The organism is Micromonospora sp. WMMD710 (assembly GCF_029626045.1).
Classification (GTDB): Bacteria; Actinomycetota; Actinomycetes; order Mycobacteriales; family Micromonosporaceae; genus Micromonospora.
The window spans coordinates 4,920,369-4,943,462 of sequence record NZ_JARUBD010000001.1 but is presented as its reverse complement, the minus strand read 5'-3'; the positions used below and the strand labels follow the sequence as shown (position 1 = coordinate 4,943,462).

Genomic DNA, 23,094 nt, shown 5'->3' with positions numbered 1-23,094 from the left:
CCCATTCATGAATATGAACTTACTTCATATCAGGAACGTTGTACCTGGTAAATACCGCAATCGAGGCCCGCTCGTTGTACCGGTAGTCACGGACTCGTGACGTGTAGATATGTTCATCCGTCGAAGGGGGGTGGCGCCGAGTGTCCACACCAGCCGCCACGACCGGGCCGCTGCGCCGCGTACCGGTGCAGGGTCGAAGTGTCGCGCGGGTACAGCGCATGTTGGATGCCTGCGCCGAACTCGTCGACGAGGTGGGGTACGAGGGGCTGACCACCACCCTGCTCGCCGAGCGCGCCGAGGTGGCGATCGGGTCGGTCTACCAGTTCTTCCCGGACAAGCGGGCGATCGTGCAGGCGTTGACCCTGCGCACGATGGAGTCCTACCTGCAGCGGCTCGACGAGCGGTTCGCCTCCGACGAGATGACGCACTGGTGGGACGGCGTCGACGCGGGCATCGACGAGTACATCACGATGCACCGCACCGTCCCCGGCTTCCGTACCCTGCACTTCGGCGACGTGGTCGACCTGCACCTGCTCGACGAGCAGCGCGACAACAACGGCGTGATCGCCGACCAGTTGGCCCGCGTGCTCACCGAGCGGTTCGGTCTCACCGACGTGCCGAAGCTGCGCTTCGTGCTGGAGATCGCCGTGGAGGCGGCGGACGCGCTGATCAAGCTCGCGTTCCGGCGGAAGTCCGACGGTGACGAGCGGGTGCTGCTCGAGGCGAAGGCGCTGATCCGGGAGTACCTGCACCGGCAGGTCGACGGCCGGGACAGCGACCGGGCCGCCGACCAGCAGGCCGAGGCGGCGCAACCCGCCTGACCCCGGTGCCCGAGGTGGTGGTCTCAGAGAAAGGCCCGCCCCTCGCCCCGGTAGGTGGGCACGGTCGCCACGACCGCGTCCCCCTCGATGAGGTACAGCTCGTTGACCCGTTCGCACAGCTCGCCGGCCTTGGCGTGCCGGAACCACACCCGGTCGCCGATGCGCAGGGTGGCCGCCGCCGGGCCGGCCAGCGGGGTCTGCACCTCGCCGGCTCCCTCGGTGCCGACGAGCTTCAGGCCGGCCGGCAGCCACGGTCGGGGCAGCCGGCTGTCCGCGGCCGGACCGGAGGCGATCCAACCGCCGCCGAGCACGGTCGCCAGCTCCGGCGTTGGCCGGCGGACCACCGCGCAGGCGAAGAACGCCGCCGGGGTGGGCCGCCAGGCACGGTAGGCGTCGAACAGCGTCGGCCCGTACAGGCCCGATCCCGCGGTGACCTCGGTGACCGCGGGATCGGCGCTGGTCGCCGCCACGCTGCCGGTGCCGCCGCCGTTGACGAACTCCAGGTCGGCGTGCTCGCGTACCGCGGCCACCGCCGCGCCCCGCCGGGCCAGCAACTCGCGGTACGACCCGCGCTGGGCCAGCCTGATCGCGCCGGCCAGCAGCGTCTGCCCAGGCGGCGCGTCGCCCAGGCCGGCGATCTGCGCCTCGTACGACATGAGCCCGACCAGCCGGAAGCCGGCGCGGCCGGCGACGGTGGCGGCGAGCGCGCCGGCCGCCCGGGCGCTGTGCACCGGTGAGCGGCGGACGCCGACGTGCACCCGCCCGCGCAGCGGTCGCCAGGAGGCGTCCAGATCGAGGCAGAGCCGTAGCTCGGCGCGCTGCCCGGGGGCCCGGACGGCGTCGATGAGGTCGAGCTGCCCGGTGCCGTCGATCATCAGGGTGATCGCGGCGGCCAGTGACTCCTCGGCCGCCAGTTCGGCGAGTGCCGCCCGGTCCGCGGTCGGGTACGCGACCAGCACGTCGTCGCTCACGCCGGCGCGGACCAGCCAGATCGCCTCGGGCAGGGTGAACGCCATCACGCCCCGCCAACCGGGCCGGGCGAGCGCCCGGTCGATCAGTTCCCGGCTGCGGACCGACTTGCTGGCCAGGCGGACCGGTTTGCCGGCGGCGCGGTCGGCCAGGGCGGCCGAGTTGGCGTCGAACGCGGTGAGGTCGACCACGGCGTACGGCGGGTCGAGGTGGGCCGTTGCCCGGTCCAGGCGCTCGCGAAGTTTGTCGCTTTCGATAGCCACGTGTGCACGCTAACTGTCCGACGATGAATGCGAAATACCCTCGCGTCCGGCCGGGCTGCGGGCGGTACCTTCGGCGGCCTAGGCTCAGCGAGCAGGAGAATGTCGCCGGTGGGGCGGCCCCCACCGGGTCTAGAGTGTTCCACCGGGGGTGCCCAGCGATGGGCCGGCACGTGGAGGTACGGCCATCGAAAGCCAGAACAGCGGCGAGTCGTCCGGCGTGTCGCGCTCGGGCGACCAGTCGGGCAACGCCGCCAACCAGCCCAGCACCGGCCAGGTCGATCCGTCCGGCTATGCCGCGATCCGCTCGGTCCTGCGCATCCGGCCGTTCCGCCGGCTCTGGATCGTGCTCGGCGCGGCCTCCTTCGGTGACTGGCTCGGCCTGCTGGCCACCTCGGTCTTCGCCGCCTCCCAGGTCCAGGGCAACACCGCGAAGGGCGCGGCATTCGGCGGTGTGATCGCCATCCGGCTGCTCCCGGCCCTGGTGCTCGGGCCGATCGCCGGCGTGCTCGCCGACCGGTTCGACCGCCGCTGGACGATGGTCATCTGCGACCTGCTCCGGTTCGTGCTCTTCGCCTCGATCCCGATGGTGGCGCTGGCCGGCGTCAGCGGCGGAGTGGTGGTCCTGTGGGCCACCGTCGCGACCTTCCTGATCGAGTCGATCACCCTGATCTGGATTCCGGCCAAGGAGGCCGCGGTCCCCAACCTGATCCCGCGCGCCCGGCTGGAGGCGGCCAACCAGCTCACGCTGATCACCACGTACGGCCTGACCCCGGTGCTCGCCGCGGCCGTCAGCGCCGGCCTGGACCGCAGCGTCCGGGGCATCACCGGGGGCGAATTCCCGAACTGGGCCGAACCGGCCCAGCTGGCGCTCTGGTTCAACGCCTTCTCCCGACTGGCCACCGCCCTGGTCGTCGCCTTCGGGATCAAGGAGATCAGCCAGGGGCAGACCGCCGAGGGCGACCGCACCGAGCAGAGCATGCTGCGCCAGTTCAAGGAGGGCTGGCAGTTCATCGGCCAGACCCCGCTGGTCCGCGGCCTGGTCCTCGGCATCCTGGGCGCGTTCGCCGGTGGCGGCATCGTGATCGGTACCGCGAAGTTCTTCGCCAGCTCGCTGGGCGCCGGTGACGCCGCGTTCTCGCTGCTCTTCGGTGCCATCTTCGTCGGCCTGGCGCTCGGCATCGGGCTCGGCCCGATGATCGTCAAGGAGATGTCCCGGCGCCGTTGGTTCGGCATGAGCATCGTGCTGGCAAGCGCCGCCGTGATGACCCTCTCCTTCGCCATCCACCTGTCCATGGCGATCGTCGGCGCGGTGCTGGTCGGCGCCGGCGCCGGCATGGCCTTCCTGGCCGGCACCACCCTGCTCGGCGGTGAGATCAAGGACGAGGTCCGCGGCCGGGTCTTCGCCGTCGTGCAGATCGGCACCCGGCTGGTGCTGATCCTCGCCATCGCGCTGAGCAGCCTGCTCGCCGGTGTCGGTGGCTCGCGCAAGCTGGAGATCGCCGACCTGGGCCTGTCCATCTCCTCGACCCGACTGCTCCTGCTCGCCGCCGGCGCCGCCGGCATCTTCGCCGGGATCAGCGCGTTCGGGCAGATGGACGACAAGAAGGGCGTACCCGTCCTCGCCGACCTCTGGGGCTCCATCCGGGGCCGCCCGCTGATGCCGGCCGAGCCGTTCGTCTCCGCCGGGCTCTTCGTGGTCTTCGAGGGCGGCGAGGGCGCCGGGAAGTCCACCCAGCTCTCCGCGCTCGCCGAGCGGCTGAGCGCCCACGGGCGCGACGTCGTGGTCACCCGCGAGCCGGGGGCCACCGGGGTCGGCCGGCGGATCCGGTCGCTGGTGCTGGACACCTCCGGCGACGAGGCGCCGTCACCCCGCGCGGAGGCGCTGCTCTACGCCGCCGACCGGGCGCACCACGTCGCCACCGTCGTGCGGCCCGCGCTGGTCCGGGGTGGCGTGGTGATCAGCGACCGGTACGTCGACTCGTCCCTGGCGTACCAGGGCGCCGGCCGGACGCTGCCCGTCGACGAGGTCTCCTGGCTCTCCTCCTGGGCCACCGGTGGGCTCAAGCCCGACCTGGTGGTGCTGCTGGACGTCGAGCCACGCACCGGCCTGTCCCGGGTCGCCTCGCGCAACACCGGCACCGACCGCCTGGAGGCCGAGTCGGTCGCCTTCCACGAGCGCGTCCGGTACGCCTTCCTCGACCTCGCCGCCGCCGACCCGAAGCGCTACCTGGTGCTCGACGCGTCCCGGCCGGCCGACGAGATCACCGGGCAGGTGGTCCGGCGTGTCGAGGAGATGCTCGGCAAGCCCGGCGGCATCGTGCACCCCCGCCCGGCGCAGGGCCCGGACACCTCGGTGCAGCCGGAGTTATCCGACGCGGAGCTGGTGACGATGGAGCACAAGACCTGATGCCGGACGTCTTCGCCGACCTCGTCGGTCAGGACGAGGCGGTGACCGAGCTGCGCCGGGCCGCCGCCGCGGCAGCGGCCGTGCTGCGGGCCGGCGTCGCCGACCGGGAGCCCGCGCTGATCGCCGCCGGCCCGGCCAGCGGCGCCGCTCCCGACGGGGTGGATCCTTCCGCCGGGATGACCCACGCCTGGATCTTCACCGGGCCGCCGGGCTCCGGCCGCTCCGTCGCCGCGCGGGCCTTCGCCGCCGCACTCCAGTGCACGTACGGCACCGGCTGCGGCGAGTGCCCCGGCTGCCACACCACGATGGGCGGCACCAACGCCGACGTGCGGATGGTGGTGCCGGAAGGGCTCTCCATCGGCGTCGGCGAGATGCGCGCACTGGTGCTCCGCGCGGCCAGCACCCCGTCCGGCGGGCGCTGGCAGGTGGTGGTCATCGAGGATGCCGACCGGCTCACCGAGGCGGCCGGCAACGCGCTGCTCAAGGCCATCGAGGAGCCTCCGCCGCGTACGGTGTTCCTGCTCTGCGCACCGTCCACCCACCCCGACGACGTCTCGGTGACCATCCGGTCGCGCTGTCGGGTCGTACCCCTGCGGCAGCCGCCGGCCACCGCGGTGGCCGAGGTGCTGGTCCGTCGGGACGGCATCGCGCCCGACGTGGCGCAGTGGGCGGCGGCGGCCGCGCAGGGGCACGTGGGTCGGGCCCGGCGGCTGGCCCGCGACCCGGAGGCCCGCAATCGGCGCGAGGCGGTGCTCGCCGTGCCCCGCCGACTGACCGGTGTCGGTGCGGCGTTCGACGCGGCGTCCGCGCTGATCGAGGCGGCCGAGGCGGAGGCCGAGGCGCTGGTCGCCGAATCCGACACGGCCGAGCGGACGGCACTGGAGACCGCGCTCGGCGCGGGCGGCACCGGCCGGGGTGCGGCCGGTGCGATGCGGGGTGCCGCCGGTCAGCTCAAGGAGTTGGAGAAGCGGCAGAAGTCGCGGGCCACCCGGGCGCAGCGCGACGCACTGGACCGGGCGCTCGTCGACCTGGCCGGCTTCTACCGGGACGCGCTCACCATGGCGCTGCGCGCCCCGGTCGCCCCGGTGCACACCGACACCGCGGCGCTGGCCGGTGCCGGCGCGCAGAAGTGGGACGCCGAGGGGTCGCTGCGCCGGCTGGAGGCCGTGCTCGCCTGCCGTGCGGCGATCGAGGCGAACGTCAAGCCGCGGATCGCCGTCGAGGCGATGATGCTCGCCCTCTGGAAGGGCTGACCCGCAGCTTCCGGCCGTTGTCCACAGGCATCGACAGGCCCGATTGCCGTGCGGTACGGTCCGGTGTGCCGTGGTGACGGTGACGGCACGCTCAGTGAGGGGTCATCCGGGAGGAGTCGGCCGATGCCGCGGGGGGAGATCGACGAGGCCTGGATCGAGGAGGCGGTGCGGCGCTACCGCCGGATCGAGTCACTCCAGGCCGAGTTCGACCAGGCGGTGTCGACCGTCGAGGTCACCGTCCGGTCGCCGGACGGGCTGGTCGAGGTGGTGGTCACCGCCGGTGGGCGGATCACCGACGTCCGGTTCCTCGGCCCGCTGCACACCCGCAGCCCACGCGACGTGGCCGGCTCCGTGCAGGCCGCGGTCACCGCGGCGGCCGACGCCGCCGAGTGGGCCCGGGAAAAGCTGCACAACGAGACGTTCGCCGCCTACCGACCGCTCGCGGGGGCCTGAGATGGACGCTCTGCGCGCGCTCTCCGCCCGGCTGGACGAGGCGAGCGCCACGCTGGTCGCCCTGTCCCGCACGGTCACCGCCAGCGATCCGGCCCAGGTCGCGTTCGGCGCGGACGCTCCTGGTCGACCCGGTGAGATCGGCCGGGCGCTGCACCGGCAGTGGGCCACCGCCACCGATGACCGGGCACGTGAGGCGCGCGCGGCCGCCGTCCGGCTGGCCGCCGCCGCCTCGGCCGTCCGCGAAGCCGCCGACCGTTACGGCGAGGTCGACCGGGCCGCCCGCCGGCGGATCACCGGGGAGCCGTGATGGACCCACTGGACCGGCTCGCCGAGCCCGGCCTGGACCTGCTGCACCGGGTGGACGCGCTGCTCGCCGCCGGCGTCCCCGAGGGGCACCGCGTCTGGCCGCTGCTGCGCCGCATGCAGGTGCTGCCGGGCGACGCGGTGCGCGGTTTCCTCGACCTCCATCCGACGCCGCTCACCGGCGCCGGGCACGCCGTGCGCCGGCTGGTCCGGGGGTACGACGATGTGTCCGCCGCGCTCACCGACCCGGTGCTGTGGGCGGGGCCGGCCGCCTCGGCGTACGGGCAGGAACGCGCGGCGCTGCTGCGCCACCTCGACGAGGGGCCGGACAGCCTGGTCGGGCGGTTGGAGTCCACCGCCGGGTACGCGGACGCGCTCGCCGACTGGGTGGAGGGCAGCCGCCTCGCCCTGGCCCGGACGCTGGCCGACGTGCTCCGCTCGGCGGAGGCCGTCGCCGTGGTCGCCGCCACCGTCGCGGGTCCACCGCTGCGCCCCGGGCCGATCGGGCCCGGGGTGGCCGACGCGGCCGAGATCGCCGCGCGGGTGCTGGCGGTGCTCTGCGTCGCGTACGACGGTGCCGAGACGCTGCTGCGTCAGTGGGCGCCGAGTCTGGCCGAGTCCGCCTGGCGGCCGCCGGCGGACGGTCGCCCCCGCTACGACCAGCCCACCCGGGTCGGCTGGTAACCCACCCGTCCCGATCCGTCGACGGCCCGGACAGACCACGGCGTCGCTCGCGGACACCCGAGAAGAGCCGGCGCCCACGGCGACGCCGTGGTCTTCCCCCTGCACCCCCCGCAGGTCTGCCTCCACTCAACGCCGCCCGGACGCGTTTGTCCCCTGCCGCGGCCCGGATTCAACCGTCCGGGCCATGAGCAACGGCACGACGGGTCGCCCGGCAATAGGTCAAGTCGACGGTCATGGATGGCAGCGGGGCGTAGCCGGCCGGTGGGCTCTGCGCGCTGGGCCGTCGTAGGGTGGAGGGCATGGGCATGCTCTGCGCGGTCAGCTTCAACCGGTACGGGCGCCTCTACTACCTCGACCCGGGTGAGTTGCGTCCGCAGGTCGGCGACAAGGTGCTCGTGCCGACCGACGACGGGCCCGAGGTGGCCGAGTGCGTCTGGGCGGCGCAGTGGGTCACCGAGGAGACCGACGGCTTTCCCCGGCTGGTGGGGCTGGCCGGGGACGACGACCTGAGTCGGGACGAGGCGTTACGTCGACGCAAGGCCGAGGCCAAGGTGGCCGCGAAGCGGCTGATCCGCGCGCACGGCCTGCCGATGAAGGTGGTGGCCGTCGACCACGTCCTCGGCTCCGCCGAGGGCGGCGGTGAGCGCAGCACCGTCTACTTCACCGCGCCGCACCGGGTCGACTTCCGCTCCCTGGTCCGCGACCTGGGCGCCACCCTGCACTGCCGGGTCGAGCTGCGCCAGCTCTCGGCCCGCGATTCGGCGCGGGTGCAGGGCGGTATCGGCTCGTGTGGCCGTGACCTGTGCTGCGCGACGTTCCTCACCGACTTCGAGCCGGTGACCATCCGGATGGCCAAGGATCAGGATCTGCCGCTCAACCCCCTGCGCATCTCCGGGGCGTGCGGCCGGCTGATGTGCTGCCTGAAGTACGAGCACCCCCTCTACCAGCGCTTCCAGGAGACCGCCCCGGCGGTCGGCAGCCGGGTCTCCACCCCCGAGGGCGACGGCCGGGTCGTCGGCCACAGCGTCCCGCGCGACGCGGTGACGGTCCGCCTGGACGCCGACGGCTCCCGCTGCTCCTGCTCCCGAGCCTCCGTCTGCGCCCCCCGCCAAGCCCACGACCAGCACTACACCCCCTAACCCCTCCCACCCGGACCTCCCACCCGGACCTCGCCTCGGTGATCAAGAGGTTTGCGTCAGAAATCGGGGTCCATCTGACGCAAACCTCTTGATCACCAGGGAATTGGGGGGCGGGGCTGTTAGGGGAGGACTATCGGGGGTTCGGCCAGGCGGGGGGGTAGCGGGGTTTTGGGGGTCAGCCAGCTTGCGGTGGGGGACTGGTCGGTGTTGATCTGCCAGTCTCTGGAGACCTGGTCCACCGCGATCGGGTAGATGGTCAGCGTTCCGTCGGGGTCGATGCGCAGCCGCAGGAACGACTTGGAGTCCTCGATGCCCTGACCGGCGAAGAGTTCGTTGACGTTCACCCCGAACGCGCCCGCCACCAGCAGGTACGCCGCCACCAACTGGCTCGCCACCAGCCCGATCATCGGGCCGTAGAGCACCGCCGCGGCGGCTGCGGGCAGCGGCCACGGCCAGTGGTAGAACGGCAGCGCCAGCCAGACCCAGGTGCCGCCGGCGGCCAACGCCACATGAGCCACGCCGTGCCCCACGCCGAGGATCCAGTGCCGCGCGTGCCGTTTGCCGCTCGCGCTGGGCGGCTTGGCGAACAGGGCCGCCGCCACCACCGTCACGAGCACCATCATCACCAGCGGAACGCTGAACAGTCGCTGGTCGGTGCTGTCGGCCCAGTTCGCCGTCGCACCGGCCATGGCCAGCATCAGCAGGGTGTGCAGGGTGCCGAGCAGTGTCGCGAAGCCGGGGTTGCGGAACGGCAGCCGGCCGAAGATGCCCCAGCCGTAGCGGCGGGAACGGGCCGCGTCCGGGTAGCGGGCCACCAGGTCGTACGGCTCGGTGCGGCTGGCCCGCCGGGTCGGGGTGTCCCGTGGCGGCACCTCGATGCGCTCGGGCAGCTTGTGGGTGGGGTAGAGGTACGCCCCGCCGCCACCGCAGGTGATCAACTGCCGGTCCGTGCCGGCGTAGCGGGCGTAGTGGTGCAGGTCGCCCGAGAGCAGCAGCCGGACCTGCGCCCCCGTCGGGTCGATGATCGTACGGACGAAGTAGTCGATCGAGTCGTACGCCGTCGGGTTGTCCGCCGCCTTGACCCACGTCGGCGCCGGTGCCGCGATGATAACCTTGGACTCGGGGCCGAGCCGGCGGGCGACCTCGTCGAAGTAGGCCAGCTGCGGGTCGTCCAGGTATGAGCCGGACTGGTCGTCCACACCGAGCAGCCACCAGCCCGCCGGCAACTCCACCGCGAAGTACGACCGTGACTGCCCGGTACGCCACCCGGCGAAGTTGCGGTCCCGGGAGCGGACGAACAGCCGCAGGAAGGCGGTCAGACCGTCGTACCAGTCGTGGTTGCCGGGCACTGCGAACAGCGTGGGACGTTCCGGCGGCATCGCCGGCAGCGCGGCCTGGTACGGGCCCTTGCACCGGTCCTCGTAGGAGGCGTAGGCCGCCGACGGGTACACCTGGTCGCCGCCCATGACCAGCGTCTGTGCCCGGGGCAGCCGGTGCCCGTCCACGGTCAGCTCCGGCTGCGCCAGCAGGTACGCCACCGAGTAGGTGGCGTTGAAGCCGTCGCCCAGGTCGGCGACGTAGTCGAGCCAGACCCCGCCGTCCGGCCCGACCTGGCGGAAGATGTCGTCGCCGAACGCGTTCTGCAACTCCCGCTTGTCCAGGTACGCCCCGAAGAGCATCGCCAGCAGAGTACGGATGCCGGTGCTGATCAGCAGGAACGGTGCCAGCCACGGCACCGGCTTGCGCGGCGTGAAGCCCAACTCCAGCGGGTCGGTGCTGCGTGGCCGTCGAGCGGCCCGCTCACTGTCGGGGTGGTCGCTTTCGTCGCTCACCCGGCGCAGCGTAGTCCCGGACCCGATCATCCGCTGTCCGGTAAGCGTCCAGATGGCGGCCAATGTCCGGATGGTCGTGCCAGCCGGGGTGGGGGTATCCCGTTCGGTCGGTGCGCGGGTGGTGCCGTACACTTGCTGATCGTTGCCGCCTTAGCTCAGTCGGCTAGAGCGACGCACTCGTAATGCGTAGGTCGACGGTTCGATTCCGTCAGGCGGCTCAGAGTGGCCCTGGCCAGCATCACCGCTGGTCAGGGCCACATTTTATCGATGCGGTTTGCATTGCCCCCCGAAATCCTCCCACCAACGCCTACCGGGCGATGGGCTTTGCTGTCGAGGCGGTGGTGGCGGCACGATGGTCGGCGTGTCTGCGGCTGTGTCTTCTCGCCCGTCTCCGCACGTCCTTGAGGCGGTGTTGGAGCGGTTGACCTACGTCAACGAGGAGACCGGGTACACCATCGCCCGGGTTGCGACCGGGCGTGGTTCTGATCTGTTGACTGTGGTTGGGGCGTTGCTGGGGGCGCAGCCGGGGGAGAGTCTGCGGTTGCAGGGCTGGTGGTCGTCGCATCCGCAGTACGGCCGGCAGTTCGAGGTCGTCTCCCACACCACTGTGCTCCCGGCGACGATCCAGGGAATCCGGCGTTACCTGGGCTCGGGGTTGATCAAGGGCATCGGGCCGGTGTTCGCCGAGCGGATCGTGGAGCATTTCGGCTTGGACACGTTGCAGATCATCGAGGACGAGCCGGGCCGGTTGGTGGAGGTTCCGGGGCTCGGTCCGAAACGCACGGCGAAGATCACGGCCGCGTGGGCGGAGCAGAAGGCCATCAAGGAAGTGATGGTGTTTCTGCAGGGTGTGGGGGTGTCGACGTCGATCGCGGTGCGGATCTACAAGAAGTACGGTGACGCCTCGATCAGTGTGGTGCGTAACGAGCCGTACCGGCTGGCCGCCGATGTGTGGGGGATCGGATTCAAGACCGCTGACACGATCGCCCAGGCCGTCGGGATCCCGCACGACAGCCCGCAACGGGTCAAGGCGGGGTTGCAATACACGCTGTCGCAGGCCACGGAGAATGGTCACTGCTACCTCCCCGCCCCGCAACTGGTCGCCGACGCGGTGAAGATCCTCGACGTGTCAGCCGAGTTGACCGTCCGTTGCCTCGACGAGCTGGTTGGTGAGGAAGGCGTCGTCCGGGAGAGCTTGCCCGGCCCGGACGGCGTCGTTCCGGCGATCTACCTGGTGCCGTTCCATCGCGCCGAACAGTCCCTGGCCGGTTCGGTGCTGCGGCTGCTCGGTGGCCGCATGGACCGGCTGGCGCAGTTCGCTGACGTCGACTGGGACAAAGCGCTGAGCTGGCTGAAGGCACGCACCGGCACGGACCTGGCCCCGGAGCAGGAACAGGCCGTCCGGTTGGCGCTGACGTCGAAGGTCGCCGTACTCACCGGGGGTCCCGGCTGCGGGAAGAGCTTCACCGTCCGTTCGATTGTCGAACTCGCCGCCGCGAAGAAGGCGAAGATCCTGCTCGTCGCGCCGACCGGGCGGGCCGCGAAACGCCTGGCCGAGTTGACTGGCCAGCCGGCGGCGACGGTGCACCGGCTGCTGAAGCTGCAACCCGGCGGGGAGCCCACCTATGACCGGGACACGCCCCTGGACGCTGATCTGCTGGTGGTGGACGAGGCATCCATGCTCGACCTGATCCTGGCCAACAAATTGATCAAGGCCGTTCCGCCCGGGGTGCATCTGTTGCTGGTCGGTGACGTCGACCAGCTCCCGTCCGTCGGTGCCGGGGAGGTGCTGCGGGATCTGCTCGCCGCCGATCCGGTTCCCCGAGTGCGGCTCACCCAGGTGTTCCGCCAGGCCGCCGATTCCGGGGTGGTCAGCAATGCCCACCGGATCAACGCCGGCCGATCGCCGATCGTGCAGGGAATGAGTGACTTCTTCCTCTTCCCGAGCGACGACACCGAGGCAACCGCCGCGTTGACCGTCGACGTCGCGTGCACCCGCATCGCGAAACGATTCGGGCTCGATCCGCGTCGTGACGTGCAGGTCCTCGCTCCGATGCACCGTGGCCCAGCCGGGGCGGGCGTGCTGAACACTTTGTTGCAGCAGCAGCTCACACCAGCGCGGGAGGGGATGCCGGAACGTCGGGTCGGCGGCAGGGTGTTCCGCATCGGCGACAAGGTCACCCAGGTCCGCAACAACTACGACAAAGGCCAAGCGGGAGTGTTCAACGGCACCGTCGGGGTCGTCACCGCCCTATCCACCGACGAGCAGACACTGACCGTACGCACCGACGAAGACGAACTCATCGAGTACGACTTCGACGAGCTCGACGAACTGGCCCACGCCTATGCGATGACGATCCACCGCTCGCAGGGCTCCGAATATCCGGCGGTGGTCATCCCGATCACGACCAGCGCCTGGATGATGCTGCAACGCAATCTGCTCTACACCGCCATCACGAGAGCGAAGAAGCTCGTCGTGCTCGTCGGCTCCCGACGGGCATTGGCCGCCGCCGTACGCACCGTCGGCGCCGGCCGCCGCCACACCGCCCTTACCCACCGACTCGACCCGCAACAGGCATGACCCGCTTCCCACCGTGCCGACGCAGGAGTGTCCCCGGGCCGGCCGAGATGGCCGGCCCGGATCCGGCAACAGAGAAAGAGGCGTGTGATGCGGTTCTATGGGCGCTGGTCGGCAGCCCTCGCCCTCACGGCTGTCACGCTCGTGTCGGCTTGTGGTGGCCCGCCGCCGAAAAAGCGGTTGACCGAGGAGTTGCTCGCCATCGGCCAGGCCCGACTCGACGGGATCACCATTCCCGTGGGTTGGCAGCTGCGGGGCACACCGGTGGCCGAGCGATCCCGGGGGAAGCTGCGCTGGGAACGCCACTACCAGGCCTACAACAAGGCGGACACGGCGGTTCGCGAGCTGGATAAACAGATCGTGGCGGCCGGCTGGCGTCACCACACGAACTGCGACAACGGCCCGGGGGTGGCGTGCTGGACGTACGACAAGGGGGGATTGACGATCTGGCCGTCGGCGATCGACGGCACCCCTGCCCGGCTGGCCATCCGCTGTGCGCCGAAATAAAGATCTCCATGCGGGAGAACTTCACGAAGCCGATCTGATCAGAGCCACCCTTGGCGGACCGCCTCGGCGGGTAAACCCCCTCGACGCTAGTTGTCAGGCCCACCGACTCCAACACCTGGTCTCCCTCTTCCCCGTAGGCACTCATTCCTGCCGGTGCCCGTCCGTTGATCCATGAGTGGTCGTCGCTTGGCCGCAACCGGCTGCGCCGAATCAGGACAGCGCCCGCCGGATGACCACAGATCGGCTTGTCGTCACTATTGGCCTGGAGAGTGCCAACGGTGAAGAGGAGCAGAGCAGGTTGGGAACTGGTTGTCGCGTTCCGGTCCCCCGGCCTCTGCGCCCGCCCCCGGCCCATTGGCAGTGGCCGTGCTGATGTCCCTGATCGGCCAGGGCCCAGCCGTTCTTAGTCGCCAGCGGCGACAGCGACCCGACCAGACAATTCAGCGCCTGCCGGCGCGGCTCCGCCCGCCCGAAACGGTGCGCGAACCGCGCCAGCAGATCATCCAAACCCGCCCGCCAGCCCACGATCCCATCGATCAACATAAGCTCGGGAGCCTAACCGGCCTCCGGGCGCGGCACGCCCACCGACCGATCTTCACCGAAGTCCTCGACGTCGCAGACCTTTAGGAAGATGCCAGCGACGGATCTCAACTGATCAGGATCAGAGCGCTGCAGACTCGTCTGCCGCCCTCATCCCGTGCAGGTCGTAGCTCAATTCGCCGGCCTCCAGGCGCGCCCGCAGTCCGGTCTCCTTCTCGACTCGGGCCTTGGTCGCCGCAGCCACCTCGGCGAGGCTGTTCCTGTCGACGACCACTGCGCCGTCGGCGTCGAGCAACACGATGTCGCCGGGTGCGATGGCGGCGCCACCCACCATCACCACGACGTCGAGCGAGCCCCGCTCCTGTTTGGTCGCGCCCCGTACGCGGCGCCAGCGGGCCCAGATTGGCAGGCCAAGTGCGCGCAACTCATCCACGTCCCGGACCGCCGCGTCGACCAGCACACCAACGGCACCAGCCACCTTGGCCTGCGTTGCCAGCAACTCGCCGATCAGCGCGGTCGGTACGGGATCGGGCATGCTGAGGACCAGCACCTCGCCTGGCCTGAGCACCGTCATGGCTTCGTGTACGGCTCGATTGTCGCCCTGTCCGCATTGGACGGTCCGGGCCGGGCCGGCGACACGGGCGCCCGGCACGATCTGCGTCAGCTCCACGTCGATCAGACCGCGCCGCCCTGACGCCTCGTACACGGTGGCAACGCCGCCGGCGATCAATGCGGCAAGGGTGTCAGGGTCGATCTCGGTGCGATGGGGAGTGGCGCTCACAGCGCACCGACCACATTCGGGATCAGCCGCTGGAATGCTTCGGCCTGCCGGATCGCGGTGTTGCCGCTGACCCGACGAGCGTGGTTGCCGCGCTGCTCGGCCCGCTGGGTGTAGTACTCACGGAGGTAGCCCTGGGCGCCCATCGCGGCCATCGCGTCCTGCTTGGCTGGCATCACCTCCGTGATGTCGACGAAGACGGTGGGTGTGAAACCACACAGCTCGGGCTGGTGTGGTTCGAAGACCAGGAACTCCGAGGGTGGTGCGGTTTTGAAGCCGCTGGCGACACCGGCGCCGGAGGTGAGCTGCCGGGCGGTCGCCACCGCGGCGTGCGCGGCCGGGTGGTCCGGATTGAACGGGTCCCGGTCTGGGTGAGTAAGGATCACGTGGGGGGCGTAGTCGCGCATCAGCTCGGCCAGCCGATCGATGTCCTCATCCCGGATACGTAGTGGGTAGTCGCCCAGATCGAACGCCTCGAGTTTGGCCCCCACGGCGGCTGCGGCCCGCTCCGCCTCTGCGTGCCGAATCCGTTTGACGTTCTCGATCGTTTGGTTCGGGTCCTTCCAAAGCTCGCCGGACTCGCCCCGTTCGCCGTACGAAAGGGCCAGCACGAGGGCCTCCCCGCCGGCGGCGGTGTGGGTGGCGACCGCGCCGGCTGCCCGCCAGACGAAGTCCGCGCTGTGCGCCCCGACCACCAGCAGCCTGCGCCTACTCATGCCGGTACCTCCATCTTCGCTGCCGCGACCTGCCGGGAGTTGACCACTGCCATTGTGTGGATCTCCTGCTCGCTGAAGCCGGCGTCCAGCAGGCGGTCGGCGAAGAGCGCAAGACCGTCTTCGACTGGCGGGTTGAATGGTTGTCCCAGGTCGCTGGAGAGGATCGAGTGTTCGGCACCAACCTGCCGGATGTTGGCGAACAGGTCGTCCCAGGCGACCTTTCCGGTGTACGGCGTGGTGAAGCAGCGTTCCAGCAGAGCGCCGGCCTCGGCCAGTTCTCTCTGTCGATGCACTGGCAGGCGCTGGGAGGTGAACTCGGGGTGGGTGACGACGATACGGCGTACGCCCTCCTCCTTCGCGGCCCGGACCACGGCGAGGATCTCGTCGCCGTTCAGGTGCCCGGTGGCGAGCACCAGGTCGTGACGGGCCATGACCCGCAGCACTTGCCGCACATGGTCGAGCACCAGGCCTTCCTCGTCGATGACCTCGACGACAGCCGGCACGATGCCCTGGGCGTGTAGATCGGCCTGGAGCGCTCCCCACATAGCTGGTTTGGCGCCGGGTGGATCGGTGGCGTTGCTGCGGCGTTGGTTGCCCGAGTCGACGGTGGGCATCCAGACGATCCGTGCGCCCTGGCGGCCCGCGATCTCGACTGCGGCCGGGTTCATGCCGCCGATCGATCCGTTCAGCGTGACCGCGCCGAGCACGTCCACGTCGGGGACCACCTTGCGCACTACTGACGCGCGCTCAGCGGTCGGCACGTAATGGGACTTCAGTACGAAGCCGGCGAGGCCGACCTCGGCGAACCGTCGTGCCAGGCCGAGGTCGTCGATCCGCCGTTCCATCACGTCGGGAGCGACGTGTACGTGGGTGTCGTACGCCCCGGTGACCAGGGCGCGGGCACGCGGGGACGGGACGGGGTGATCTGACATGCTGCTCCTTGGGAGGGCTGGTGGGGTGACGCTCGACTCAAGCCGCGTGGGTGGAGTCGACGGGAGAGAACCGACGCCGGATCGCCGTCGCGGTCTTGTCCAAGGCGGATACGACGCTCGTAAGATGCTGGCGCATGGCGATTTCTGCGGCGTCGGGATCGCGATCGGCGATGGCCTCGACGATCGCGGTGTGCTCGGCGAGCGACTTGGGTGGTCGGCCGGCGACCAGAATCGTGCGGAACTGGAACCGGACGAGTTGTGCACGCAGGCCGGCGATGAGTTGCGCCGCGGTCCCGTGCCGGGCGGCCGCGATGATCGCCGCGTGCAGCTTGGCATTGCCCTCCGAATAGCCGAGCAGGTCATCCTGCTTGAGCTTCAGAGTCATCTGGTCGAGCTGCCGCCGGATCGCGGCGATTTCCTGGTCAGTCGCGTTCAATGCCGCCTGCCGTGCGGTCAGCGCCTCCAGGGCGGCACGCACCTGGAGGATCTCGACTGCCTCGGCCTCGGTGAACATCCGTACGTGTGCCCCGCGGTTGGGGGTGCGAACAACCAGACCATCCTGGGTCAGTCGGATCAGCGCGGTGCGCACCACCCCGCGGGTGACCTGAAGCCTGTCGGCCAACGTGGCCTCGACCAGCCGTTCGTTGGGCCCGAGCTCGCCATTGTGGATCGCCTGGCGCAGGTGCTCGTAGGCCTCCTCGGCGGAAATGCCTGCCGGACGTCGTGGCGAAGTACCCATGGCTGCGGTCACCGATCTCCCGTGTCGCCGGGCACGGCATGCCGAGCCCGAACCGATTAGGCGGCACCAGGTGTGATGCCGCCGCCCGCAGTGGACCGCCTGGCATCGTGGTGGCCCTGCCGCATCCCCGCTGCCGGAGACCGCCCTGCAAACTGTGCACCAAATCTTGCACAATCTTGTAGACAGGATCGTTGCTCGCGATCCGGATGTCAACAGGCCATTGAGCTGCCGGAAGAGCAATGTGGCCGGCTGTTGGAGCTCAGATCGGTCGTATCTCGGCGGTGACAGGTGCGGCGTGAATCCTCTACAGTCCACGATCGATGATCAGTGGTTGCCTCTACCCGCCTTGCTCGGGCGCTCCCCGCGCCCGCCTCTCAACCCCCTGGAAGATGGAGAAATGATGATTGCGCGCTCCCGAGTGCTGGCAGCTGCGGTCCTTGCTGCGGCCCTCGTGGCCGTGGGCGGCTGCAGTGGTTCAGACGCCGACCCCAAGGATTCGAAGAAGGTCGATAAAGTCGCGTACGTCACGGCCTTCGGCGCTGTCGGTCGGGACGCCTTCGCCTGGGTAGCGAAGGAGAAGGGCTATTTTGATGAGGTCGGCATTGAGGTGGAGATAAAGGAGGGTTCGGGTAATGTGCCGAACCTCACCGCCCTCAAGTCTGGTCAGGTTCAGTTCGGCGCACTCGACTTCACCGGCGCGGTGATCCAGGCGGGCAAGGGCGAGTTCACCGACTGGCGGGCAGTCGCGGCTGTTCACCAGCAGACACTGGTCGCCGTGATGACCACGAAGGACACCGGCATCAGTGCGCCGAGGGACCTCGCAGGCAAGACGATGGCCACCGGCGCCGGCTCGGTCACGGAACTGCTCTTTCCCGCCTACGCCAGGATGGCCGGGCTCGACCCCAACTCGGTCAAGATCCAGGGCGCGCAGACCACCGCGCTGAACGGGCTGATGGCCAGTCGCAAGGTAGACGCGCTCGGCACCTTCCTGCTCAGCCGTGGCGCACTGGCGACGACCTCGAAGAAGGAGGTCGTGGTGTTGCCGTACAGCGACTACCTCGGGGACCTCTTCGGCAACGCCATCATCACCACCCCGACCCTGATCCAGCAGAACCCGGACCTGGTGCGCCGCTTCACCGCGGCGATCCTCAAGGGGCTGCAGTACAGCGTCAAGAACCCGCAGGAAGCAGCGACGATCCTGAACAAGGTCAAGCCGACCTACCCGGTAGCGGCGGGCGTGGGTGAGATCGAGGCGATGGCCGCGTACGTGTCACCGGCCGGCGGAGCTCCGATCGGATCCATGGACGAGGTGCGGGTAACTCGGTCCATCGCCATCCTGCAGGGCGCCGGTGTGATCCCGAACGGCCTGACCCCGGCGAAGATCGTCGACAACAGCTTCATCCCCAAGGGCTGACCAAAAGCATCACCTCGCGGACCTAACGTGAGGGGATGGTTGCCGCAGGTGGGCGCCATCCCCTCACGACCACCGGGCACACCATTCAGCGCCTCGCCGCCGAACCCCTGCCACACGACCCTCCACGGAGGAAGCCACCATGCCTGTCAAGCGGACCAGCCCCAGGTCATCACAACTCTGGTCGAGTGCCGGGCTGCCTGTCCTGGGCGCGGTGCTGGCGGTCGCCCTCTGGTGGCTGGCCACCAGAGTCTTCAACATCGAGCCATTCTTCCTGCCTGCCCCACCCGATGTCGTCGACGCCTTCTTCCGGCTGCCCGACTATCTACTCAGCGAAGCCTGGGTGACCTTCCTGGAGACGGTCACCGGCTTCGGCATCGCCGCGGCTGGCGGACTGGCCATCGCGATCGTGCTAGCCGCCTCCCGAACGATAGAACGGATGACCCTACCGCTCATAGCCGGAATCAACGCAGTACCGAAGGTCGCGCTCGCGCCTCTCCTGCTGGTCTGGATCGGGTTCGGAACCCAACCCAAGATCGTGATGGTCGTCCTGCTCTGCTTCTTCCCGATCCTGGTCTCCGCCATGGCCGGGCTCACCGCGACTCCGAGCGACCTGAGCGAGCTAGCCAGCTCGCTCGCCGCGTCATGGTGGCAAACCTTCGTGAAGGTTCGCCTTCCCTGGGCGCTGCCGCAGGTCTTCGTAGGTCTGAAGGTGGCGACCTCACTGGCCATCGTCGGGGCGATCATCGGTGAGGTCATCCAGCCTGACCGGGGTCTCGGTTCGGTCGTCGTCAGCTCCGGGCAGTCCGCCGACACCCCGCTCGCCTTCGCCGCGCTGACCCTGCTCGCCATCATGGGGGCCGGCCTGTTCTACCTCGTGGGTGCACTCGAGCGAATCCTCGTGCCGTGGGCCCGAGCGATCGCGTCATGACCGGCGCACAGACCTCTGGGAGCATGATGATCAACCTCAGTGAAGTGTCACGGTCGTTCAAGAGCCGGACCGGTACTGTCAAGGCACTAGAAAACATCAACCTAGACATCCGCGACGGCGAGTTCATGGCCGTGGTCGGCCGGTCCGGATGTGGCAAATCCACCCTACTGCGGCTCATCGCCGGACTAATCCCGCAGTCGGCGGGCGACGTCCGGGTCGACGGCGAGCCGGTAACCCGACCTCGCCGTGACGTTGCCATGATGTTCCAACGCCCAGCACTGCTGCCCTGGCGGACGGTCCTCAGCAACGTGCTGCTGCCAGTCGAGATATTCCGGTGGCACAGGTCAGAGCATCGCGATCACGCGATGCACCTGTTGGAAATGACCGGGCTTGACGGATTCGCCAAGCGCCTCCCCCACGAGCTCTCCGGTGGCATGCAGCAGCGGGTCTCGCTCTGCCGAGCGCTCATCCAGCGGCCGAAGGTCCTGTTGATGGACGAGCCGTTCTCCGCACTCGACGCGCTGACCAGGGAGGAGATGGCGACCGAGTTGCAGCGAATCCACATGGATCTCGGCACGACCGTCGTCTTCGTGACCCACTCCATCCAGGAGGCTGTCCTGCTAGCTGACCGGGTGGCGGTGCTGAGCGCCCGGCCCGGCCGGCTACGACAGCTCGTAGACATCGATATCCCACGGCCCCGCTCCTTCGGGCACAACGCCCACATGGACCAGGTCGCCGCCTGCTCCGCGGAACTGCACCAACTGCTACTTGGCAGCGACTCGCCGGAAAGAGTCGGACCCACCGAGCTTGTCGTTTGAACTCGGTCACCGGCGGTTGGGGTGGTCGGCTGGGACGTTGGCGATGGTCGAGGGGTGGCGAGAGCGAGGCGGCCGAGGCGGCGGGCGGCCCGCTCCGGGCTGCGGGCGAACAGTTGGGCCCGTGCGAGGCGGAGCAGGTCGAAGAAGCCCAGTGCGGCCGAGGTCTCGGGTGGCACGCCTTGGCGCTGGCGTTCGTAGAGGTCCGCCAGCGGAGTCCGGCTGGCGATCTGGGCGCCCACGACGGCACCGGCGCTGGTGCCGATGATGACCGCCTCCTGCGCCACGGTCACCCCCTCGTCGGCGAGCCCGGCGAGAATGCCCACCTCCCAGGCAATGCCGGTCACTCCGCCGCCGCCGAGCACCCAGACGGCTCGTGCGTCGTCCGTCATCGGTCCTCCACCTGAGGCAGCCAACTGCTAACGGTGTTCGCAGTTTCAGGCCAGCAGGGGCGTCGGAGGGGTGACAACGGGTGCTCAGGGCTCGCGGCGCCCGAAGATGATCGCGCCGAGCTTGCTCTCCGGCGAAGTGAGAGTTGTCTCCGACTCGACCCGGAAGCCGCTCTCGCGCAGCCAGGCCGCCACCGCGGCCGGCTGGCGCCGATGCACGCGCACCTTCATCGGGTGGCCGCCGTACCCCTCGGTCTTGAGGGTCGTCTCGTCGCCCACGTGGAAACCGAGCAGCAGCGGGCCGCCGGGACGCACCACCCGCCGGAACTGGGCGAGGACCGCGCGGAGCCGATCGTCGGGGACGTGGATGAGCGAGTACCAGGCGATCAGGCCGGCGACCGAGCCGTCGGCCAGGTCGAGGTCGGTCATCGAGCCCACCTCGAACCTCAGGCCGGGGTGGTCGCGCCGCGCCACCGCGACCATGCCGGGGGAGAGATCGATCCCGAAGGCATTGAGGCCCAGCTCGTGCAGGTGGGCGGTGATGCGGCCCGGCCCGCAGCCCACGTCCACGACCGGACCGCCGCCCCCGGCGCGGACGAGATCGGCGAACAACGCCAGCGCCGCCCGTTCGTACGGTGCCTGCGCCAGCAGGTCGGTCACCAACTGGGCGTAACTGACCGCGACCTTGTCGTACGAGGTGCGGTTGTCGGCCAGCCAGTCGTCAACGTCCACGCCGAAAAGCTAGATCACCCCAAGTGGATGGTGTCCCGCGGCCCCTCAGGCGTAGATGTTCTTCGCGTACTCCGGGCCGTAGTGCCGCTCCAGATCCTCCAGGCTCTCCACCGGCGCCTCGACCTCCTTGATCAGGCGGGCGCGGGTCGGCAGCGCGTCGGGCTGCCAGGTCTCCGGCTGCCACAGCGCGGAACGGAGGAACGCCTTCGCGCAGTGGTAGAAGATCTGCTCGATCTCCACCACGACGGCGAGCACCGGCCGGTGCCCCTTGACCACCATGTCGTCGAACCAGGGCGCGTCGCGTACGAGCCGGGCCCGCCCGTTGATCCGCAGCGTGTCGGTCCGGCCCGGGATCAGGAAGAGCAGCCCGACGTGCGGGTTGTCGAGGATGTTGCGGTAGCCGTCGGCCCGCTTGTTGCCGGGCCGCTCCGGCAGCGCGATGGTCGTGTCGTCCAGCACCAGCGCGAAGCCGGCCGGGTCGCCCTTGGGGGAGACGTCGCAACTGCCGTCGGCGCCGGCCGTGGCCACCAGGCAGAACGGCGCGGCGGCCAGCCACTGCCGGTCCCGCTCGTGCAGGCGGGGGCGATCCTTGTTGGCGGCCCGCGCGCCCGGCACCCCGAGCAGTTCGCGCAGCTCCTCATGCGAGGTGATCTCCACCGTCACGTTGATCCTCCCTCAGCCGTTGACCTGGTGGCGGGCACCACCGGTTCTCAGCCTAGGCCGCCGTGACCAGGGCGAGGTTTGTGCCTGGTTGCCGGGGGTACGGCCTCACCCGACACGCCCGCCGCACGAACCGTCCGCAGGAGCCAGTCAGCCAGTAAGCCGACCAGTGGAGGCCGGGAGATGGAGAGCCGACTCAAGGTGCTGGGTCACCCAGTCCATCCGATGCTGGTCATGTTCCCGGTCGCGCTGCTGGTCACCGCGGTGCTGTTCGACCTGGTCGACACGGTCGGCGGTCCCGACTTCCTCGCCGAGGTCGCGTACTGGAACATCACCGTCGGTCTGATCGGCGGCCTGCTCGCCGCGGTGGCCGGCTCGTTCGACCTGCTGGCGATACCGACCGGCACCCGCGCCAAGCGGGTCGGTCTGCTGCACTCGGCCGCCAACGTCGCGGTGATCCTGCTCTTCGCCGCCGTCTGGGCGGTCCGGCTCAACGCGGACTCCCGGGCCGCCGGCGGCGCGCTGATCGCCATCGAGTTGGTCGCGGTGGCGATCCTCGGCATCAGCGCCTGGCTCGGCGGCGAGCTGGTCGACCGGCTCGGTGTGGGCGTCGACCGCGATGCCGGCCTGGACGCGCCCAGCTCGCTGCGGCCGACCACGGCCACCCGGCGGATCGGAGAGGTGTGATGAGCGAGCAGCAGAGCGGCGGTTTCGGCCGGGGCTGGCGGGGCCGCCAGCAGGGCTGGGATCCGATGGGCGAGTTGCAGTCGTTGCGCGCCGAGCTGAGTCGCCTGGTCGGTGGCCGGGCCGGTGGGTCCGACGTCGAGCTGAGCGAGACCTCCGACGGCTGGGAGGTCGTCGTCCGGCTGCCCGGTGTGGCACCGGAGGAGGTGGCGGTCGAGCTGGACGACCGGGAGCTGTGCGTGCGGGCCCGCTCCGAGGCCGAGGTCAACGCCGACCAGGGCATCCCGGGCGGCTTCGAGACCCGCGGCTTCGAATACCGGATCGACCTGCCGTCCCGGGTCGATCCGGAGGGCATCGACGCGGTGATGGACCACGGCCTGCTCCGCGTCCGGGTGCCCCGGGCGACGCGGCCCACGCCCCGCACCATCACCGTCGGCCGCACCGGGCCGCGTTCTGGCGGCTCTTTCGGGGGTACGCCGATGCCGGCCGATCCCGCGGCGGACCGGGAGCTGCACCGCCCGGACACCGTCGGCGAGATCGACCGGCCGTAGCGGGCCG

General features: G+C 70.1%; 22 protein-coding genes, 1 tRNA gene and 1 pseudogene. 15 read left to right on the top strand and 9 right to left on the bottom strand.

Features of this window, described 5'->3' with window-relative positions; translation table 11 throughout:
- Positions 1 to 218: 218 nt before the first annotated feature.
- Positions 219 to 821 carry a TetR/AcrR family transcriptional regulator gene (locus O7620_RS22805; protein WP_151492250.1) on the top strand — a complete coding sequence of 201 codons (603 nt, stop codon included), beginning with the start codon at positions 219 to 221 and terminating at the stop codon, positions 819 to 821.
- Between the two features lie 23 nt (positions 822 to 844).
- Here O7620_RS22805 and O7620_RS22800 read toward each other — a convergent pair whose 3' ends face one another.
- On the bottom strand, positions 845 to 2,053 hold the full coding sequence (locus tag O7620_RS22800) for an amino acid deaminase/aldolase (protein ID WP_278125020.1): 1,209 nt from the start codon (positions 2,051 to 2,053) through the stop codon (positions 845 to 847).
- A 316-nt stretch (positions 2,054 to 2,369) separates the two neighbouring features.
- On the opposite strand from O7620_RS22800, the gene tmk reads away from it, so the two are divergent.
- From tmk to ricT, 6 genes are all read left to right on the top strand, one after another.
- A complete protein-coding gene (gene tmk / locus O7620_RS22795) occupies positions 2,370 to 4,460 on the top strand; it encodes a dTMP kinase (protein ID WP_225854736.1) in 2,091 nt (696 codons plus the stop codon).
- A complete protein-coding gene (locus O7620_RS22790; RefSeq protein WP_278125018.1) occupies positions 4,460 to 5,713 on the top strand; it encodes a DNA polymerase III subunit delta' in 1,254 nt (417 codons plus the stop codon). Before tmk ends, O7620_RS22790 begins: the two co-directional genes overlap by 1 nt.
- A gap of 123 nt (positions 5,714 to 5,836) precedes the next feature.
- On the top strand, positions 5,837 to 6,166 hold the full coding sequence (locus O7620_RS22785) for a YbaB/EbfC family nucleoid-associated protein (RefSeq protein WP_007454690.1): 330 nt from the start codon (positions 5,837 to 5,839) through the stop codon (positions 6,164 to 6,166).
- Position 6,167: 1 nt separating this feature from the next.
- On the top strand, positions 6,168 to 6,473 hold the full coding sequence (locus O7620_RS22780; RefSeq protein WP_278125014.1) for a hypothetical protein: 306 nt from the start codon (positions 6,168 to 6,170) through the stop codon (positions 6,471 to 6,473).
- Entirely contained in the window at positions 6,473 to 7,153 is a 681-nt protein-coding gene (locus O7620_RS22775; protein WP_151492242.1) for a hypothetical protein, read from the top strand. The genes O7620_RS22780 and O7620_RS22775 overlap by 1 nt, the downstream gene beginning before the upstream one ends.
- 299 nt (positions 7,154 to 7,452) lie before the next feature.
- Entirely contained in the window at positions 7,453 to 8,292 is an 840-nt protein-coding gene (gene ricT / locus O7620_RS22770) for a regulatory iron-sulfur-containing complex subunit RicT (protein WP_278125011.1), read from the top strand.
- A 119-nt stretch (positions 8,293 to 8,411) separates the two neighbouring features.
- Here ricT and O7620_RS22765 read toward each other — a convergent pair whose 3' ends face one another.
- Complete coding sequence (locus tag O7620_RS22765) at positions 8,412 to 10,124, bottom strand: metallophosphoesterase (protein ID WP_278125009.1); 1,713 nt, start codon at positions 10,122 to 10,124, stop codon at positions 8,412 to 8,414.
- Between the two features lie 144 nt (positions 10,125 to 10,268).
- Here O7620_RS22765 and O7620_RS22760 point away from each other — a divergent pair.
- From O7620_RS22760 to O7620_RS22750, 3 genes are all read left to right on the top strand, one after another.
- Positions 10,269 to 10,342, top strand: a tRNA-Thr gene (locus O7620_RS22760).
- A 134-nt stretch (positions 10,343 to 10,476) separates the two neighbouring features.
- The gene (locus O7620_RS22755; protein ID WP_278125008.1) at positions 10,477 to 12,705 is read left to right on the top strand and encodes an ATP-dependent RecD-like DNA helicase; all 2,229 of its coding nucleotides are present in this window, start codon (positions 10,477 to 10,479) and stop codon (positions 12,703 to 12,705) included.
- An 87-nt stretch (positions 12,706 to 12,792) separates the two neighbouring features.
- Positions 12,793 to 13,209, top strand: coding sequence for a hypothetical protein (locus tag O7620_RS22750; RefSeq protein ID WP_278125007.1), 417 nt, complete (start codon positions 12,793 to 12,795; stop codon positions 13,207 to 13,209).
- Positions 13,210 to 13,870: 661 nt separating this feature from the next.
- Here the strand turns inward: O7620_RS22750 and O7620_RS22745 are convergent.
- The 4 genes from O7620_RS22745 to O7620_RS22730 are packed head-to-tail and all read right to left on the bottom strand — an operon-like array spanning position 13,871 to position 16,926.
- Positions 13,871 to 14,530 (bottom strand): 4-carboxy-4-hydroxy-2-oxoadipate aldolase/oxaloacetate decarboxylase, encoded by a 660-nt coding sequence (locus O7620_RS22745; protein WP_278125005.1) that lies wholly within the window; start codon positions 14,528 to 14,530, stop codon positions 13,871 to 13,873.
- Positions 14,527 to 15,243: a PIG-L deacetylase family protein gene (locus O7620_RS22740; RefSeq protein WP_151489323.1), complete on the bottom strand. Its 717-nt coding sequence runs from the start codon at positions 15,241 to 15,243 to the stop codon at positions 14,527 to 14,529. Before O7620_RS22740 ends, O7620_RS22745 begins: the two co-directional genes overlap by 4 nt.
- The gene (locus O7620_RS22735; protein WP_278125004.1) at positions 15,240 to 16,175 is read right to left on the bottom strand and encodes a DUF6282 family protein; all 936 of its coding nucleotides are present in this window, start codon (positions 16,173 to 16,175) and stop codon (positions 15,240 to 15,242) included. Before O7620_RS22735 ends, O7620_RS22740 begins: the two co-directional genes overlap by 4 nt.
- A 37-nt stretch (positions 16,176 to 16,212) precedes the next feature.
- Positions 16,213 to 16,926: a GntR family transcriptional regulator gene (locus O7620_RS22730; protein ID WP_225854317.1), complete on the bottom strand. Its 714-nt coding sequence runs from the start codon at positions 16,924 to 16,926 to the stop codon at positions 16,213 to 16,215.
- Between the two features lie 385 nt (positions 16,927 to 17,311).
- On the opposite strand from O7620_RS22730, the gene O7620_RS22725 reads away from it, so the two are divergent.
- The 3 genes from O7620_RS22725 to O7620_RS22715 all read left to right on the top strand — a co-directional run bounded on the left by O7620_RS22725 (position 17,312) and on the right by O7620_RS22715 (position 20,074).
- Positions 17,312 to 18,328 carry an ABC transporter substrate-binding protein gene (locus tag O7620_RS22725; RefSeq protein WP_278125002.1) on the top strand — a complete coding sequence of 339 codons (1,017 nt, stop codon included), beginning with the start codon at positions 17,312 to 17,314 and terminating at the stop codon, positions 18,326 to 18,328.
- A 211-nt stretch (positions 18,329 to 18,539) separates the two neighbouring features.
- Positions 18,540 to 19,256, top strand: a complete 717-nt coding sequence (locus O7620_RS22720) for an ABC transporter permease (RefSeq protein ID WP_278125001.1) — start codon at positions 18,540 to 18,542, stop codon at positions 19,254 to 19,256.
- A gap of 26 nt (positions 19,257 to 19,282) precedes the next feature.
- A complete protein-coding gene (locus O7620_RS22715; RefSeq protein ID WP_151489327.1) occupies positions 19,283 to 20,074 on the top strand; it encodes an ABC transporter ATP-binding protein in 792 nt (263 codons plus the stop codon).
- Between the two features lie 161 nt (positions 20,075 to 20,235).
- Here the strand turns inward: O7620_RS22715 and O7620_RS32105 are convergent.
- From O7620_RS32105 to O7620_RS22705, 3 genes and pseudogenes are all read right to left on the bottom strand, one after another.
- Positions 20,236 to 20,463, bottom strand: a pseudogene (locus O7620_RS32105) (patatin-like phospholipase family protein); the annotation flags it as partial.
- A gap of 84 nt (positions 20,464 to 20,547) precedes the next feature.
- A complete protein-coding gene (locus tag O7620_RS22710) occupies positions 20,548 to 21,192 on the bottom strand; it encodes a class I SAM-dependent methyltransferase (RefSeq protein WP_278124999.1) in 645 nt (214 codons plus the stop codon).
- Positions 21,193 to 21,237: 45 nt separating this feature from the next.
- Positions 21,238 to 21,855, bottom strand: coding sequence for a pyridoxamine 5'-phosphate oxidase family protein (locus tag O7620_RS22705; protein ID WP_151489319.1), 618 nt, complete (start codon positions 21,853 to 21,855; stop codon positions 21,238 to 21,240).
- A gap of 180 nt (positions 21,856 to 22,035) precedes the next feature.
- Between O7620_RS22705 and O7620_RS22700 the strand changes: the two genes are divergently transcribed.
- Positions 22,036 to 22,539: a DUF2231 domain-containing protein gene (locus O7620_RS22700; RefSeq protein ID WP_278124998.1), complete on the top strand. Its 504-nt coding sequence runs from the start codon at positions 22,036 to 22,038 to the stop codon at positions 22,537 to 22,539.
- Entirely contained in the window at positions 22,539 to 23,087 is a 549-nt protein-coding gene (locus tag O7620_RS22695) for an Hsp20/alpha crystallin family protein (protein ID WP_278124997.1), read from the top strand. Before O7620_RS22700 ends, O7620_RS22695 begins: the two co-directional genes overlap by 1 nt.
- Positions 23,088 to 23,094: the final 7 nt, after the last annotated feature.